Genomic DNA, 15,886 nt, shown 5'->3' with positions numbered 1-15,886 from the left:
ATTCATCCGCAATAGGAGCCTCTTCAACGACCGATCGTCCTGGAAGGGGGATTCCGATGAAGACCATGCTCGCTTCGGCGGCGCTGCTGGCGGGCCTGGGCCTAGCCGGCCTGGCGCACGCCCACTCGCCCTACATGCTGCCCAGCACCTTCGACGTCTCCGACCGGAAGATCGTCACGGTGCAGGGCTCGTTCACCGAAACCTTCTTCACGCCGGAAGTGGCGATGAAGTCCGACGCCTACGCCGTGGTCGGCCCGGACGGCCAGCGCAAGCCGTTGACCCCGACCTACCTGCGCGAGATGGCGCTGGTCGAGGCTCCGGTCGAAGCCGCCGGCACCTACCGCATCACCACCGGCCAGCGCGTCGGCCGGGTCGGCAAGGCCGCCCTGGTCAACGGCGAGTGGGAGTTCATGGAGCCGGGCAAGGCGCCTGCCGGCGTCCAGGTGGTCGACATGCAGAGCATCACCACCGCCGACGTCTACGTGACCCGCGGCGCGCCGAGCACGGCCGCCCTGGCCCCGGCCGGCAAGGGCCTGGAGTTCCAGGCGGTCACCCATCCCAGCGACATCACCACCGGCCAGGCGGCCAAGTTCGTGGTCCTGTACGACGGCAAGCCGGTGGCCGGCCAGGAAGTGGTGCTGACCGGCGGCAACGACCGCTACGCCGACGCGAAGACCGCTCCGGTCACCGTCAAGAGCGACGCCCAGGGCCGCTTCGAGATCAAGCCGGACCACTCGGGCGTCTACCAGATCCAGGCTCGCTACCGCGTGGCCCCGGCCGCCGAAGGCCAGCCCGGCCAGAGCCACACCTACTCCCTGACCTTCGAATCCCTGCGTTGAGAACCGACATGATCCGCAAGAGCCTGATCCTGGCCGCCGCCCTGGCCGCCATCTCCGCCCCGGCCCTGGCCGCCTCGCACGCCCGCGACACCTTCATCAAGGAACAGGACGTCAACGGCGACGGCGTGGTCTCCAAGGAGGAGTTCGTCATCACCCGCGACCAGCTGTTCAAGGCCATCGACGCCGACAAGAACGGCTCGCTGTCCAAGGAAGAGTACGTCGGCGAGTTCAAGGCCCGTCTCGAAAAGCGCCTCGCCGCCTCGCCCGACACGGCCGAGAAGAAGGAAGAGGAGCGCGTTCGCCAGATGCGCCAGGCCGACGTGCGCTTCGGCGTGCTCGACAGCGACAAGAGCGGCGCGATCACCGCCGCCGAGTTCGCCTATTCGGGCTGGCGGATGTTCGTGACCCACGACACCAACAAGGACGGGACCGTCTCGGCGGCCGACCCGATCCCCGCCGACACCAACTGAGCCGACACCAACTGAGCCAACACCAACTGAGCCAACACCAACTGAGATTGGCGGCCTGACGCGTGGGCGGTCCTCGCGACCGCTCCGCGAAAGCCTGGGGGGCTGCGGGCCGCCGCCGCCCCCGGCTCCGTTCATCCCCTTGAGGGGCCGGGGGCGATACCCCTTTCGTCCGGCCGCCTGGCGTCAGCGCGGCGGGACGAAATCCTCGATCGCCCGCACGAAGGCCTCGGGGCGCTCGAGATAGAGGAAGTGGCCGCTGCCTGGGACCACGACGCGCTTGGCGTCGGGCAGGGCGGCCTCCAGGGCCTTGGCCTGGTCCTGTACGTCGTCGATGTCGACCTCGCCGACCAAGATCAGGGTCGGCGCCTTGATCTCGGCCAGACGCGGCTTGGCGTCGACGGCGAAGCGCTCCTTCTGGTTCGCGCCGACATTGCCCGGATGGGCCTTCAGCTGATCCACCACCCACTGGCGCTGGGCGTCCGCGTCCTTGGTCAGGATGTAGGGATCGCGCGCCGCGCCCTCGATGTCGCCCAGCTTGAACAGGGCCATCAGCTTCAGCCCCCGCGCGATGAAGCCGGCCGAGGGCTTGAAGCCCGCGACGAAGGGGCCGACCAGCACCAGGCGCGAGACGCGGTCCGGATGGGCCAGGGCGTAGTCGACGGCCAGGCCGCCGCCCGCCGAGGATCCCACCAGCACCGGCCGCTCGATCTTCAGGGCGGCGATCACCGCCTCCAGGTCCTTGACTGTCTGATAGGGCGCGGCGGCCGGCGTCGAGGCGCCGAAGCCGCGCCGGTCGTAGCGTATGACCCTGTAGCGCTCGCAAAGGGCCGGCCATGCCGCGTCGAAGGCGGCCTTGTGCAGTATGCCGTCGTGCAGCAGCACCAGGGTGGTCTCGCCCCGGCCGCAGGTCTCGTAGGCCAGGCGGGCGTTCTCGACCTCGACGAAGGTCTCGGCGGGCGGCTGTGCGGCGGCCGGCGCGGCGAGCAGCAGGCATGCGGCCGCGATCGCCCGAGCGGGCGTGGACAGAAGGCGCATCTTTCGTCTCCGGTGTGAGGGAAGGGCGGGGCTCAGCCCGCGTCGCGGATCTCTTCGGTCCCGTCTTGGGCGCCGTCGTCGGGCAGGTATTCGAGGATGTCGCCCGGCTGGCAGTCGAGGTAGCGGCAGATGGCGTCGAGGGTGGACAGGCGCAGGCCCTTCACCTTCCCCGACTTGAGCAACGAGAGATTGGCGTCGGTGATGCCGACGGCGCGGGCGAGCACGTTGGAGCGCATCTTGCGGCGGGCCAGCATGACGTCGAGGCGGACCAGGATCGGCATCAGACGAACGCGTCCCGGTCTTCCTCGATCTCGCGGCCGACCTGCATTACCTGGGCGATGACGAAGACCAGCAGGCCCAGGATCAGGCCCTGGATGCTCGAGAGGTGGAACCAGTTCCTGTCGATCTCCCAGCCGGTGGCCGACAGGAAGAGATGGCAGAGGAACGGCGAGACGGCGTAGGCGCACAGCCAGGCGCCGACCCGTCCGATGTGGCGGGCGTTGGCCGCGCCGAACACCTCGCCCCCGGCATAGAGCAAGAAGAGCGCCCGCAGGTGGGCCAGGATCGCCAGCACCGGCGCGATGCGGAACGTGCCGACCAGGGCGTAGGCGGCGCGGTGGGGGATCGACAGCGAGGCGAAGGCCACGGAGTCGGGCGGTCCCCTGCCGATCCAGACCGCCGTCGGGCCGATGCGGAAATTCTCGCCCGGCCAGGCCAGCACCGCCATGATCAGCACGCCGGCGATCAGGCCGGTGAGCGCCAGCAGGGCGGTCAGCAGCCAGGCCAGGGCGCGGCTGCCCAGCCGCAGCCGTCGATGGCTGGCCGAGGGCGGCGGCGGTGTGAGCGGCGGTGGTCGCAGCGAGACGATGGTGGACACGGAAACCTCCCCTAGGCTTCGATGGATCATCGTTCTTACAGAAAATAATTTCTGTCAAACGATATGAATCGCTCATCGGCCGAGACGGGTCGAGGAACGCGGACGGGGCTGGACCATTGAAGTCGGAGCAAGCGGGGAGAGCGCGGCATGCGGCGACGGTTGATGGTTCTGGCCCTGGGACTTTCGCCCCTGGCGGCCTGCTTGCCCAACGGCGTCAAGGACGCCTCGAAGCTGGCGATCTGGCAGGCCAACGGCTTGCCCGCCAAGGCCACCCTGCTGAACCGCATGGCGCCCAAGGGCTTGTTCGGACCCAAGGCCGAGTGGTCGGGGGCCGGCCCGGCAGTCTGGACGGCGACGGCGGGCGAGGGGATCGTCCTGACCGCGCGGGACGCGGCCAACGGCGAGGCGGTCGGCTACACGCTCGTCGCCGCCGAGCGGCCGGCTTCGGCGGAGAAGGGCTCGCCGATCCGCGATTTCGTGGTCGCCGTCGCCCCGCCGCATCTGGTCTCTGACGCCGAAGCCGTCGCCAAGCGGCTGCAGATCTTCTCGGACGCCTCGGAGCCCGCTGACGCGGCCCTGGGCGGCCTGATGTTCCGCTACACCCCAGCGGGGGCGGGCTATCGGATCGATGTCGCGCCGGCCTCGTCGCCGCCGCCGTAGACCCGCACCCAGTCGACCAGCAGGCTCTCGGGCAGGGCGGCGTCGTCGACGCCCTTGCGGCCGGTCGTCTCGGCCCAGCGACCGCCGACCGCCAGGTTCAGGATCAAGTGGAAGCGCTCGTCGAAGGGCCGCCCGCCCGGGCGGCTGAAATAGGGCTTGCCGTCGATCGACCAGGTCAGCCGGCGCGGCGTCCAGTCCAGGGCGAAGACGTGGAAGGTCGTCACGTCGTCGAGCCGGGTCTCGGCGCTGTCGCTGCGGTTGGCGGCCAGGCTCGGGCCGTGGTGCGCCGCCGCCCGTACGACGTCGCGGCAGGACAGGCAGCGGACGCCCAGGTTCACCGCCTCGGCGATGTCGAGCTCGCCTGACGACGGATAGGGGCCGTAGTTGTCGTGCTCTGGCAGCATCCAGATCGCCGGCCACAGGCCCTGGCCCAGCGGCAGCTTGGCGCGCACCTCGATGCGGCCGTAGCGGAACGAGGCCAGGCCCTTGGTGTGGATCCGGCCCGAGGCGTAGTCGCGGACGACGCGCGCCGCGCCGGGGGCGGCGTCGCGAACGGCCGGGCCGGTGGTCTTGGCCCGCCGGGCGGTCAGGCGCAGCACCCCTCCCGACACCGAGACGGCGGCGGGCGTGTAGCACTGGCGCTCCTCGTTGCCGCCGCCCCAGCAGTCGTTCGACGCCGCCCACCTGGCCGGATCCAGCCGCTCGCCGTCGAACTCGTCGGACCAGATCAGGCGCGGGGCCGCAGAGGCCGGAGCGGCGAACATGGCCAGCAGCAGGGCGAGGCGGATCACGGGATCGCCGTCGTCGAGCGGCCGCCCTCCGGCAGGGCCAGGGTCACGGTCTTCTTGTTCGCCTTGGGCAGAAGCACCTCCACGCCCGACACGGCCCGGGGCGCGGCGGCGGTCAGGGTCCAGCCGGCGCCGCGCGGCTCGACATCGAGTTCGAGGGCGTCGCGGGCCGACCACCAGTCGCCGAAGCGGTCGGTGGCGCCCATCCAGGCCCGGCCCTTCCAGCGGTCGGCCAGGGCCGCCTCGAAGGCCAGCTTGTCGCCGACCGTGTTGGGGTGGATCAGCACGGTGACCACGCCCCGGTCGCGGGCCACCCTGGCCACCAGGGCGTCGGCGGCGTCGAGCCGCTGCAGCAGGGGCGGCGGCGCCTCGTCCTCGATGGCGACCGGGAACTCGAACACCGGCTGCAGCGCGCCGTCCGCCCGTCCGTCGGTCAGCTGGAAGGGCAGGTGGGTCAGCACCGTGTTGGCGGTGATCGAAGAGGAATAGCGGTAACCGCTGGCGTCGAGCGCCTGGGGCAGGGTGAAGGGATAGGCCAGGCGCCCGGGCCGGAACGAGACGACGGTCGCGCCCGCCAGCCGCTCCAGCAGGAACTTCGAGACCCGCAGCTCGCCGAGGATCGACGCGCCCCGGACGGTGTCGACCGTCTCGACGAACGGCCGATAGCGGGGATAGTGCTCGCGGCCGTTTCCCAGCGGCATGGTGTGCTCGAAGGCCCCGGAGTGGGCGACGGTGTGGCTGCCCACCTCCTGGCCGCGCGCCAGCAGGCCCTTGACGTCGGTCACCGCCGCGTCGTCGAAGAACACCTTGTCGTTGTAGTCCTTCATGTACTTGGTCTGGACGTAGAAGGTCCCGCGAATGTCGCGCGCCTTCAGGGCGTCGGCATAGGCCAGGGCGTTATGCACCGACGGGCCGTAGTCGACGTCGTGGGTGAACAGGATCGACACCTGCTTGCCGGCCGGGGCGGTGGAGACCAGCCAGGGCATCGGCTCGCCGGCCACGTAGAGGTCGCGCACCCAGCGGAACAGGCTGTCGAGCGAGGGCTCGTAGCCGTTGACGTAGCGCCGGGCCAAGGCCTCGGCGCGGCCGTTCATCGACCGCTGGGCCAGCGAGCCGAGATCGACGCCCAGCACGCAGGCCTGGCCGCCCACCTGGCGGCAGGCGGCGGCCACCGAGCCGTCGTCGAAGCGGGCGGCGACCTGCGCCGTCCCCGGCGCGTAGCCGACGCTGGCGACCTTGGCCTCGCCGGCCGAGGAGACGACGATCTCGTCGGCCTCCGGCTCGCCGGTGGTCTGGCTCCAGCGCAGGCGCAGGCGGGACGAGGCCTCGGTTCCCGGCCCGACGCCGAACAGCTCGCCCAGGCCCCCGCCCGCCAGGTTGAAGGCCAGCACCGTGCCGCCGTCGCGAACGTGCTGGGCCAGGGCGCGCAGCTGGTCGGCGGTCAGCACCCGGCCCGAGACGATCGGATAGACCAGCACCACCCTGTGGGTCAGGGCCTTGGCGGGATCCTGCGTGACCGTGATCGGCACGCCGTGGGCGCGGAAGCCGCGCACCAGGCCCAGCCATCCCGACTGCGGGTCGGTGACCAGTATGGCTAGGCGGTGCGGGCCGCCCCTGTCGAACTGGGCGATGCGGGTGCGGGGCGGTTCGACGATCTTCGAGGCCTTGGCCGGGCCGCGCACGCCGGGGAAGACGTGCATGACCGAGGGATCGGGTCTCTCGCGCCACCACCACCAGCCGCCGGCCAGCAGCACGGCGAGGACGAGCAGCAGCAGCGGCAGGCGGCGTCGGAACATGCGTCCTCCGGTCGGGGGAGAGGGGCGCGCCCATCCAAACCCGAAAACGCCAAACGCGCGAGCCCGTGATTTCGCCGCGCGGCGGGGTTGCGGTCGTCCGGCGAAGCTTTCCCTTCGGCGCGGGGGCTTCTATATGCGGACGCTTCCTGTTCGTTGTTCGCCCCCGGAAAGACGCCCCGTCCCATGGCCCGCATCCTGATCACCTCGGCCCTGCCGTACATCAACGGCATCAAGCACCTGGGGAACCTCGCGGGGTCGATGCTGCCGGCCGACGTCTATGCGCGCTTCCAGCGGGCCCGGGGCCACGACACCCTCTACATCTGCGCCACCGACGAGCACGGCACCCCGGCCGAACTGGCCGCCGCCGCCGCCGACCAGGACGTGGCGACCTATTGCGAGGAGCAGCACGTGCTGCAGCACGACGTGGGCCGCGCCTTCGGCTTGTCGTGGGACCACTTCGGCCGCTCGTCCTCGCCGCAGAACCATCGCCTGACCCAGCACTTCGCCGAGGTTCTGGAGGCCCAGGGCCTGATCGAGGAGCGGGTCGACCAGATGGTCTACTCGATCGACGACCGCCGCTTCCTGCCCGACCGCTACATCGAGGGCACCTGCCCGCACTGCGGCTTCGAAAAGGCCCGCGGCGACCAGTGCGACAACTGCGGCAACCTGCTGGACCCGACCGACCTGAAGGATCCCTACTCGGTGATCTCGGGCTCGCGGAACCTGGAGGTGCGCGACACCAAGCACCTCTATCTCCTCCAGACCAAGATGGCCGAGCGCATCCGCGCCTGGGTCGACAGCCATCCCGACTGGCCGACCCTGGCCAAGTCGATCGCCTACAAGCACCTGGACGAAGGCCTGATCGATCGCGGCATCACCCGGGATCTCGCCTGGGGCGTGCCGGTGACCAAGGATGGCCTGCCGCGTCCGGGCATGGAGGAGAAGGTCTTCTACGTCTGGTTCGACGCGCCGATCGAATACATCGCCGCCACCCAGGAGTGGGCCGAGGCCGGGTCGGATCGCGACTGGCGCTCGTGGTGGCGCACCGACGCCGGCGCCGACGACGTCCGCTACGTCCAGTTCATGGGCAAGGACAACGTGGCGTTCCACACGGTCAGCTTCCCGGCCACCATCCTCGGCTCGGAAGAGCCGTGGAAGAGCGTCGACATGCTCAAGGCCTTCAACTGGCTGAACTGGTACGGCGGCAAGTTCTCGACCAGCAACAAGCGCGGCGTGTTCATGGACGCGGCGCTCGACATCCTGCCGCCGGATCTGTGGCGCTGGTACCTGACCTCGAACTCGCCGGAAGGCAGCGACACGGCCTTCACCTGGGAGCAGTTCGCCAGCGCCGTGAACCGCGACCTGGCCGACGTGCTGGGCAACTTCGTCAACCGCATCCTGAAGTTCAACGAGAGCAAGTTCGACGGCCTCGTTCCGGAGGGCGGCGAGATCGGTCCGCTGGAGGAGAAGCTCTACGCCGACGTCGCCGCGCGCCTGGCCGACCTCTCCGAGCAGATGGACGCCATCGAGATCCGCAAGAGCGCCCAGGCGCTGCGCGCCCTGTGGGTGGTCGGCAACGAGTACCTGCAGGAAGCCGCTCCGTGGACGGCGATCAAGACCGACCGCGACCGCGCCGCCGTGATCGTGCGCACGGCCCTGAACCTGGCCGCGCTCTACGCCCGCATCTCCGCGCCGTTCATCCCGTTCGCCGCCGAGAAGATCGGCGAGGCCTTCGCCCAGCCCTGGCCGCCGGCCTGGCCGACCGCCGACGTCGCCGCCGAGCTCTCGACCGTGCCCGCCGGCCAGGCGGTGCGCGCGCCCGAAGTGCTGTTCAAGAAGATCGACGACGACATGATCGCCGAATGGGCCGCGCGCTTCGGCGGGGCGGAGTAGCGATCCCTAACTCCTCCCCCGTGAAACGGGGGAGGGGGACCACGAAGTGGTGGAAGGGGGCGAGACGGGCGGGGCAGCGGCGGTCGCCCCCTCCGTCACGGCGCTGATAGCGCCGCGCCACCTCCCCCGTTTCACGGGGGAGGAGTAGGGAGCTGTCGCGGAGCGACTGAGGGGGCTTTCCGCGCGAAACGTCTTCCCCTTCGCCCAACGCCGATCTACGGGACGGCCATGCCGCTCGTCGTCCGCCTCTGCCTGTTCTACGTGGCCATCTATCTGGGCACGGGCGTGAGCCTGCCCTACGTCGCCACCTTCCTGCGGGCCAAGGGGCTGTCGGGAGCCGAGATCGGCGCCGTGCTGGCCGCGCCGCTGCTGCTCAAGCCCTTCACGGGACCGGTGCTGGCCGTGTGGGCCGACGGGTTCCGGCTGCGCCGCTCGCCGATGGTGCTGCTGGCGGTGGCCGCCGCCGTCGCCTATCTCGCGATGCTCATAGCGCCGGGCTTCTGGGGCCTGCTGATCTGCTGGCTGCTGGGCGCCACCCTGCTGTCGACCATCTCGCCGCTGATCGACGTGGTCACTCTGCGCCGGGCGCGGCTGGAGGGCTTCAACTACGGCCTGCCGCGCGGCAGCGGCTCCAGCGCCTTCATCGCCGCCAACCTCGTCATGGGCGTGGTGCTGACGATCGCCGGGGCCGACATCATCGTCGTCTGGATCACCGTGGCGGCCCTGCTGGCGGCGGCCGCCGCCTTCGTCCTGGTGCCGGCCGAACAGGTGCACGAGGAGGGCGAGGCCCCGCCCAAGCGCGAGCGCTGGAAGGGCCTGGGCCAGCTGCTGACCGACCGGGTGTTCGTGCTGGCGGTGGTCACGGCCGGCCTGATCCAGGGCGCGCACGGCTTCTATTACAGCTTCTCGACCATCCTCTGGCGGCGGCAGGAAATCCCCGAGCCGGTGATCGGCGTGCTGTGGGGCGTCGGCGTCGCGGCCGAGGTCGGGTTCATGTGGTTCCTGGAACCGTGGCGGCGACGGGTGGGGCCGGGCAAGCTGCTGGCCATGGGCGCCGGCGCGGCGGTGATCCGCTGGACGGCCTACGCCTTCGCCCCGCCGCTGTGGGCGCTGTTCCCGCTGCAGGCCCTGCACGCCTTTACCTTTGCAGCGAGTTTCCTGGCCTCGCTGCAGCTGATCGAGCGCCTGACCCCGCCCCGCAGCGCCTCGGCCGCCCAGGCCCTGAACTCGGCGGTGTCGCAGGGCTTCACCCTGGGCGCGGCGACCCTGGCCTCGGGGCCGCTGTTCGACGCCCTGGGCGTGAAGGGCTACTGGGCGATGGCGGCGCTGGGCGCGGCGGGCCTGGTCGGCGCGCTGGTGCTGGGCCGCAGCGCGCGGGTGAAGGCGGCGGCCTGAGCTTTCACCAAACTCCCGTCATTCCCGCCCTTGTGGCGGGAAACCCTGGGTCCGCTGACACGTGAAGTGCAAGCGGCGTGCTGAGCACGCCGCCCCGTCCGCACCTGTGGCTGACAGAAGGGGTCCCGCCACAAGGGCGGGAATGACGGGAGGAAAGGGGAAGGACCCTTTCCCTAGATGTCGTAGGCGATCTCCTGGCCTTCCAGCCATTCGACGATCTGCTCGGCGGCGGCCACCGGATCGACCTTGGTCGTATCGATGACCAGTTCGGCCGCCTCGGGCGCCTCGTAGGGGCTGTCGATGCCGGTGAAGTTCTTCAGCTGGCCCGCGCGCGCCTTCTTGTAGAGGCCCTTGACGTCGCGGCTCTCGGCCACGGCCAGCGGAGTGTCGACGAACACCTCGACGAACTCGCCCTCGTTGAGGATCTCGCGCGCCAGGCGACGCTCTGCCCGGTAGGGCGAGATGAAGGCGGTCAGCACGATCAGGCCGGCGTCGACCATCAGCTTGGCGACCTCGGCCACCCGGCGGATGTTCTCGACGCGGTCTTCCTCGGTGAAGCCGAGGTCCTTGTTGAGGCCGTGGCGAACGTTGTCGCCGTCCAGCAGGTAGGTGTGACGGCCCAGGGCGTGCAGGCGCTTTTCCACCAGGTTGGCGATGGTCGACTTGCCCGCGCCCGACAGGCCCGTCAGCCACACGACGCGGCCGCGCTGGCTCTTGAGGGCCGCGCGCGAGGCCTTGGAGACGTCGGTGTGCTGCCAGTGGATGTTGTCGGCCCGGCGCAGGGCGAAGTTCAGCAGGCCCGCGCCGACGGTGCGGTTGCTGATCCGGTCGATCAGGATGAAGCCGCCCAGATCCCGGTTGTCGGCATAGGCCTCGAACGGGATGGCCTGGTCGAGCGAGATGTTGACGTGGGCGATCTCGTTGAGTTCCAGCCGCTTGGCGGCCGTGTGCTCCAGCGTGTTGACGTTCACCCGGTGCTTGATCTCGGTGACGCTGGCGCCCACGAGGCGCGCGCCGATCTTCAGCAGGTAGGAGCGGCCCGGGGGCAGGGGCTCGTCGTCCATCCACACCAGGGTGGCCTCGAACTGGCCGGCGACGGCCGAGGGGCTGTCGGCGGCGACCAGCACGTCGCCGCGGGAGACGTCGACTTCGTCGGCCAGGGTGATGGTCACCGACTGGCCGGCCACGGCCTGATCCAGGTCGCCAGGCAGGGTCACGATCCGCGACACCCGGCTTTCACGGCCAGACGGCAGCACCTTGACCCGGTCGCCCGGCTTGACCACGCCCGAGGCCAGCTGGCCCGAGAAGCCGCGGAAGTCGAGATTGGGGCGGTTGACCCACTGCACCGGCATGCGGAACGGCTGGGCCTGCAGGCTGTCCTCGACCTCGACGCTCTCCAGCCAGTCCATCAGGATCGGGCCGTCGAACCACGGCGTGTGCTCGCTCTTCACGGCGATGTTGTCGCCGCCCAGGCCCGAGATCGGGATCGGGGTGAAGACGTTCAGGCCGATCTTTTCGGCGAAGGCGCGGTAGTCGGCGACGATGGCGTCGAACACCGCCTGGTCCCAGTCGACCAGGTCCATCTTGTTGACCGCCAGCACCACGTTGCGGATGCCGAGCAAGGACACGAGGTAGGAGTGGCGGCGGGTCTGGGTCAGCACGCCCTTGCGCGCGTCGATCAGGATCACGGCCGCGTCGGCGGTCGAGGCGCCGGTGACCATGTTGCGGGTGTACTGCTCGTGGCCGGGGGTGTCGGCGACGATGAACTTGCGCTTGTCGGTCGAGAAGAACCGGTAGGCGACGTCGATGGTGATGCCTTGCTCGCGCTCGGCGGCCAGGCCGTCGACCAGCAGGGCGAAGTCGATCGCCCCGCCTTGCGTGCCGACGCGCTTGGAGTCGGCCTCGAGGGCGGCCATCTGGTCCTCGAAGATCATCTTGCTGTCGTAGAGCAGCCGACCGATCAGGGTGGACTTGCCGTCATCGACGCTGCCGCAGGTGATGAAGCGCAGCAGCGACTTGTTCTGGTGGGCCTCGAGATAGGCCTCGATGTCTTCGGCGATGAGGGCGGATTGGTGAGCCATCAGAAGTAGCCCTCCTGCTTCTTCTTCTCCATCGAGGCGGACTGGTCGTGGTCGATGACCCGCCCCTGGCGCTCGCTGGTGGTGGTCAGGAGCATCTCCTGGATGATCTCGGGCAGGGTCGAGGCGGTGCTCTCGACGGCGCCGGTCAGCGGATAGCAGCCGAGGGTGCGGAAGCGGACGCTCTTGATCTGCGGCTCTTCACCCTCGCGCAGGCGGAAGCGCTCGTCGTCGACCATGATCAGCGCGCCGTCGCGCTCGACCACCGGCCGCGGGGCCGAGAAGTAGAGCGGCACGATCGGGATGTTCTCCAGGTGGATGTATTGCCAGACGTCCAGCTCGGTCCAGTTGGAGATCGGGAAGACGCGCAAGGACTCACCGGGATGCTTGCGGGTGTTGTAGAGCTTCCACAGCTCGGGGCGCTGGTTCTTCGGGTCCCAGCGCTGCTCGGCCGAGCGGAAGCTGAACACCCGCTCCTTGGCGCGGCTCTTCTCCTCGTCGCGGCGGGCGCCGCCGAAGGCCGCGTCGAAGCCGTACTTGGCCAGGGCCTGCTTGAGGCCTTCGGTCTTCCAGAGGTCGGTGTGCAGGGCGCTGCCGTGGTCGAACGGGTTGATGCCGCGCGCCTCGGCCTCGGGGTTTTTGTGGACCAGGAGGTCGAAGCCCAGCTGCTCGGCGATCTTGTCGCGCAGCTCGTACATCGCCTTGAACTTCCAGGTCGTGTCGACGTGCAGCAGCGGGAAGGGCGGCTTGCTGGGATAGAACGCCTTGGCGGCCAGGTGCAGCATCACCGCGCTGTCCTTGCCGATCGAATACAGCATCACCGGGTTTTCGCACTCGGCCGCGACCTCGCGCATGATGTGGATGCTCTCGGCTTCCAGGCGCTGCAGGTGGGTGAGGCGAGCGGGCGTGATCGCGGGCATAGGCGGCTCGAAAGCGACGGCGGACGCCTGGGGTGCAAGCTGGGTAAGGGGCAAGACAGTCGTCCGCAAACAGAAAAACTTCATCGGCGCCAGGCGGCGTTCGACGAAGAACCGGGGGAGCCTGCGACCTAGGTCTCCGGGGCCTTGCGGGCAAGGCGCAGAAATCTAGGGTCGCTGTAAGCTTGTGTGGGCGCCGGGTTGCGGCAACATGACCAAAAGTTCATTCGAGCCTGGCCGTAGGTTGCGGCATAACGACGATATCGGACCGACGGGTGAACCGATGTCATTCCTGACTGAAATCTTCGCGGCGATCGTGCTGTGGCTCTCGGCCATGGCCCTTTGCCAATTCGGCGTGGTCATCGAGAACAAGATGCCCAAGTCCAAGGCCGAACGCACCGTGGCGCGTACGCCGCGCACAGCCGCGCGCATCGATTCGCCGCCGCCGATCGTCTGCCCCGAGCGCGCCGCGGGCGTCGTCCGCGTCTGATCCGTCCGCCTCGGGAGCGCCTCGAAAAGTCCCTTCGGCGCCCGTAAGGCTTGGCCGGCTCTGGGGAAAACCGTTGCAAGCGGCTATGCGCAGGCGTCTTTCGCGGCTAGGTTTATTCGCCTGCGCGAAGAAGGGGCTTGCGCGCTGTGTCGCTGTGAGAGGCCCCCTCATCGTTCGCCTTGGGACAGTGGCTGCGTATGAAGCCTAAGAAGCGCCGACCGCTCGACTTTTCCACCCTGCCGGTGGAGACGCCCCGCGAGGATGCGGCGCCCGCTTCTGGTGTGCCGCTCTCCAGTCAGGATGGGGCCGACTCGCTCGCCTTCGCCTCCCAGGAGCCGGACCCCGACGCGCCGGTCACCGAGCCCGACAACGACCTCGACATCGCTGATCCCGAAACCGGGTTCCTGGCCGCGCCGCCGCGCGGCGCGCGTCCGCCGTCGTACCTGGCCCCCGAGCCTCAGTCCGAGCCTTCCGCCGAACCGGTCCCCGAGCCGCTGACCTCGTCGGTCGCGCCCGAACCCGCGCCTGAACCGGAACCCCAGGCCCCCACGCCCGATCCGTTCGAGCCGGTGCTGCGCGAGGACCGCACCACGGCCCGCCGCTCGTTCTTCCGCTCGAACAAGACGCCCGAGCCCGAGCCGGAACCCATCGCCCCAGAGCCGGTCGCCCCGGAACCGGTCGCCCCGGAACCGGTCGCCGAGGCCCCCGCGCCGGAGCCTGAAGCCGCGCCGGCTCCCGGACCCGAGCCCGTCCCGCAGTATGGTTCGATGCGCGCGCGCCTGAAGGCCGAACGCGAGCGAGAGCGCTCGCCGGCCGACGACCTGTCGCCGTTGCCCACCTTCCTGACCGCGCCCGCCGCCGCCCAGCCGCCGGCTCCGCGCGTCGAGCCCGAACCGCCCGCCAAGCCGGAGCCGGCCAAGCAGTCGGTCGCCCAGTCTTCGGCCCAGACGCCCGAACGCCGAGTGCACGCCCTGTCGGAGACGACCGAGCACAAGCCGATGCCCGGCGGCGTCTATTGGAGCCTGGCCGTCTGCGTCGCCGCCCTGTGGGCCGTGGCCCCGGTGATGTTCGCCCTCGGCTACGGGCCCAGCCTGCCGCTGCCGATCACCATGGCGGTGTTCTCGGCCCTGGCCGCCGGTCCGGCCGCCTTCATCCTGCTGGCCGCCTACATGCTGCGCCAGGCGCTGGGCGTGTCGGCCGAGCTGCGCCGCACCCGCCAGCTGACCGACCAGCTGCTGACCCCCGCCACCCTGGCCGCCGCCGGCGCCACCGGCGTGGTCGACGCCCTCAGCGGCCAGATCGACGCGGCCACCAGCGCCGCCGACGCCGCCCGCGAGCGCATCGTCACCCTGCGCCAGGCGCTAGCCGAAGAGACCGCCCGCCTGGTCGAGGCCGCCGACACCTCCAGCCGCATGGCCAAGCAACTGGCCGAGGGCCTGGGCCACGAGCGCAGCGCCATGCAGGCGCTGTCGACCACGCTGGACGCCCAGTCGACCTCGGTGGTCGACGCCATCGGCAGCCAGGCCCGCATGGTCGCCGAGGCCTCCGACCTCGCCGAAACCCAGCTGCGCGAGGCCGAAGCCGCGCTCGCCGCCCGCGCCGCCGATCTGGCCGCCGCCGCCGCCGAGGCGTCCGACGCCGCCCGCATCGGGGCCGAGGACCTGTCGCGCCAGATCGCCCGCCTGGAAACCGCCGGCCAGGGCGTCGGCGACCAGATCGGCAGCGTCGAACGCAGCCTCGCCTCGCAGCGCGCCGCCCTGGTGACCGCCGCCCAGGCCCTGCGCGCCGACCAGGAGGACTTCTCCTCCGAGACCGAGACCCGCACCGCCCAGCTCACCGAGTTCGTGGCCTACACCCGCGTCGGCGCGTCGGAACTGGGCGACATCGCCGCCATGGGCGCCGAGGTGCTGCGCGGCCTGATCGTCTCGTCCGGCGACCAGCTGCGCGAGATGGCCGAGGCCGCCCGCGCCGAGCGCGAGGCCCTGGCCGCCGAGACGCAAGCCGCACTGGCCCGCCTGGAAGCCGCCGCCGCCGATCGCCGCGGCGACCTCGAGGGCGAACTGACCCGCGCCATGAACGCCATCACCGACGCCGCCCAGCGGGCCGGGGAGGGCGTCGAGCTGCGCGTCGAGACCGCGCGCGGCCGCGTCGACCAGCTGAACGAGATCGCCTTCTCGGCCGGCCAGAAGGCCGACGCGGTGTTCGAATCGCGCATGCAGGAAGCCCGCGACCTGATCGAGAGCTCGGCCCAGGTGGTCGAGCAGGCCGGCGCCCGCACCGCCCAGAAGCTGGCCGAGACCGTCGAGACCGCCCGTGGCTCGATCGCCGAGATGGAGCGCATCCTGGCCGAGGCCGGCCAGCGCAGCGCCGCCCTGCCGGGCGAGGCGCTGGCCCGCGCCGCCGAGGTCCGCGCCCAGATCGAGAAGGGCATCGACGATCTGCGCGCCGCCGCCCGCAAGACCGCCGAGGAGACGGCGGCGATCGACCAGGCCTTCCAGGACCGCGTGCGCCGCAACTACGAGATGCTGAGCGAGGCGGTCAGCACGATGAACGCCGCCGCCGCCGCGACGCCGACCTTCGCCGCGCCGTCGAGCCGCGGCGCGGCCGCCCTGGCGCGTCCGCCCCAGGCCCCGCAACCGGCCCCGCAG

Annotated in this window: 14 protein-coding genes; 7 read left to right on the top strand and 7 right to left on the bottom strand. The window is 70.6% G+C overall.

Features of this window, described 5'->3' with window-relative positions:
- Window positions 1-56 precede the first annotated feature (56 nt).
- A complete protein-coding gene (locus AC07N1_RS14605) occupies window positions 57-839 on the top strand; it encodes a DUF4198 domain-containing protein (RefSeq protein ID WP_494672473.1) in 783 nt (260 codons plus the stop codon).
- Window positions 840-847: 8 nt separating this feature from the next.
- Window positions 848-1,309: an EF-hand domain-containing protein gene (locus AC07N1_RS14600; RefSeq protein ID WP_494672472.1), complete on the top strand. Its 462-nt coding sequence runs from the start codon at window positions 848-850 to the stop codon at window positions 1,307-1,309.
- A gap of 183 nt (window positions 1,310-1,492) precedes the next feature.
- On the opposite strand, the gene AC07N1_RS14595 is transcribed toward AC07N1_RS14600, so the two are convergent.
- From AC07N1_RS14595 to AC07N1_RS14585, 3 genes are read right to left on the bottom strand one after another with little or no spacing between them, the layout of a single operon-like run.
- Window positions 1,493-2,344: an alpha/beta fold hydrolase gene (locus AC07N1_RS14595; protein WP_494672471.1), complete on the bottom strand. Its 852-nt coding sequence runs from the start codon at window positions 2,342-2,344 to the stop codon at window positions 1,493-1,495.
- 32 nt (window positions 2,345-2,376) lie between these two features.
- Window positions 2,377-2,625, bottom strand: coding sequence for a helix-turn-helix domain-containing protein (locus AC07N1_RS14590; protein WP_494672470.1), 249 nt, complete (start codon window positions 2,623-2,625; stop codon window positions 2,377-2,379).
- Window positions 2,625-3,221 (bottom strand): DUF2975 domain-containing protein, encoded by a 597-nt coding sequence (locus AC07N1_RS14585; protein ID WP_494672469.1) that lies wholly within the window; start codon window positions 3,219-3,221, stop codon window positions 2,625-2,627. Before AC07N1_RS14585 ends, AC07N1_RS14590 begins: the two co-directional genes overlap by 1 nt.
- Before the next feature lie 147 nt (window positions 3,222-3,368).
- Between AC07N1_RS14585 and AC07N1_RS14580 the strand changes: the two genes are divergently transcribed.
- Window positions 3,369-3,881 carry a hypothetical protein gene (locus AC07N1_RS14580; RefSeq protein ID WP_494672468.1) on the top strand — a complete coding sequence of 171 codons (513 nt, stop codon included), beginning with the start codon at window positions 3,369-3,371 and terminating at the stop codon, window positions 3,879-3,881.
- On the opposite strand, the gene AC07N1_RS14575 is transcribed toward AC07N1_RS14580, so the two are convergent.
- Both AC07N1_RS14575 and AC07N1_RS14570 read right to left on the bottom strand, forming a co-directional pair.
- Window positions 3,839-4,672: a glycoside hydrolase family 16 protein gene (locus AC07N1_RS14575; protein WP_494672467.1), complete on the bottom strand. Its 834-nt coding sequence runs from the start codon at window positions 4,670-4,672 to the stop codon at window positions 3,839-3,841. The two genes, AC07N1_RS14580 and AC07N1_RS14575, sit on opposite strands and share 43 nt — an antisense overlap.
- Window positions 4,669-6,465 carry a polysaccharide deacetylase family protein gene (locus tag AC07N1_RS14570; protein ID WP_494672466.1) on the bottom strand — a complete coding sequence of 599 codons (1,797 nt, stop codon included), beginning with the start codon at window positions 6,463-6,465 and terminating at the stop codon, window positions 4,669-4,671. Before AC07N1_RS14570 ends, AC07N1_RS14575 begins: the two co-directional genes overlap by 4 nt.
- A 183-nt stretch (window positions 6,466-6,648) precedes the next feature.
- On the opposite strand from AC07N1_RS14570, the gene metG reads away from it, so the two are divergent.
- A complete protein-coding gene (metG, locus tag AC07N1_RS14565; protein WP_494672465.1) occupies window positions 6,649-8,358 on the top strand; it encodes a methionine--tRNA ligase in 1,710 nt (569 codons plus the stop codon).
- Between the two features lie 228 nt (window positions 8,359-8,586).
- A complete protein-coding gene (locus tag AC07N1_RS14560; RefSeq protein ID WP_494672464.1) occupies window positions 8,587-9,753 on the top strand; it encodes an MFS transporter in 1,167 nt (388 codons plus the stop codon).
- Between the two features lie 173 nt (window positions 9,754-9,926).
- Here the strand turns inward: AC07N1_RS14560 and cysN are convergent, their stop codons facing one another.
- Complete coding sequence (gene cysN / locus AC07N1_RS14555; RefSeq protein ID WP_494672463.1) at window positions 9,927-11,834, bottom strand: sulfate adenylyltransferase subunit CysN; 1,908 nt, start codon at window positions 11,832-11,834, stop codon at window positions 9,927-9,929.
- Window positions 11,834-12,805, bottom strand: a complete 972-nt coding sequence (gene cysD, locus AC07N1_RS14550; RefSeq protein ID WP_494672462.1) for a sulfate adenylyltransferase subunit CysD — start codon at window positions 12,803-12,805, stop codon at window positions 11,834-11,836. The genes cysN and cysD overlap by 1 nt, the downstream gene beginning before the upstream one ends.
- 226 nt (window positions 12,806-13,031) lie before the next feature.
- Between cysD and AC07N1_RS14545 the strand changes: the two genes are divergently transcribed.
- Window positions 13,032-13,238, top strand: a complete 207-nt coding sequence (locus tag AC07N1_RS14545; RefSeq protein ID WP_494672461.1) for a hypothetical protein — start codon at window positions 13,032-13,034, stop codon at window positions 13,236-13,238.
- 197 nt (window positions 13,239-13,435) lie between these two features.
- Window positions 13,436-15,886 (top strand): polar localization protein TipN (locus AC07N1_RS14540; RefSeq protein ID WP_494672460.1); only part of this gene is annotated, 2,451 nt, incomplete at its 3' end.

The organism is Caulobacter sp. GW821-FHT09B11, from assembly GCF_059418205.1.
The sequence above is the reverse complement of the archived record's forward strand: the minus strand, read 5'-3'. Positions and strand labels throughout refer to the sequence as shown.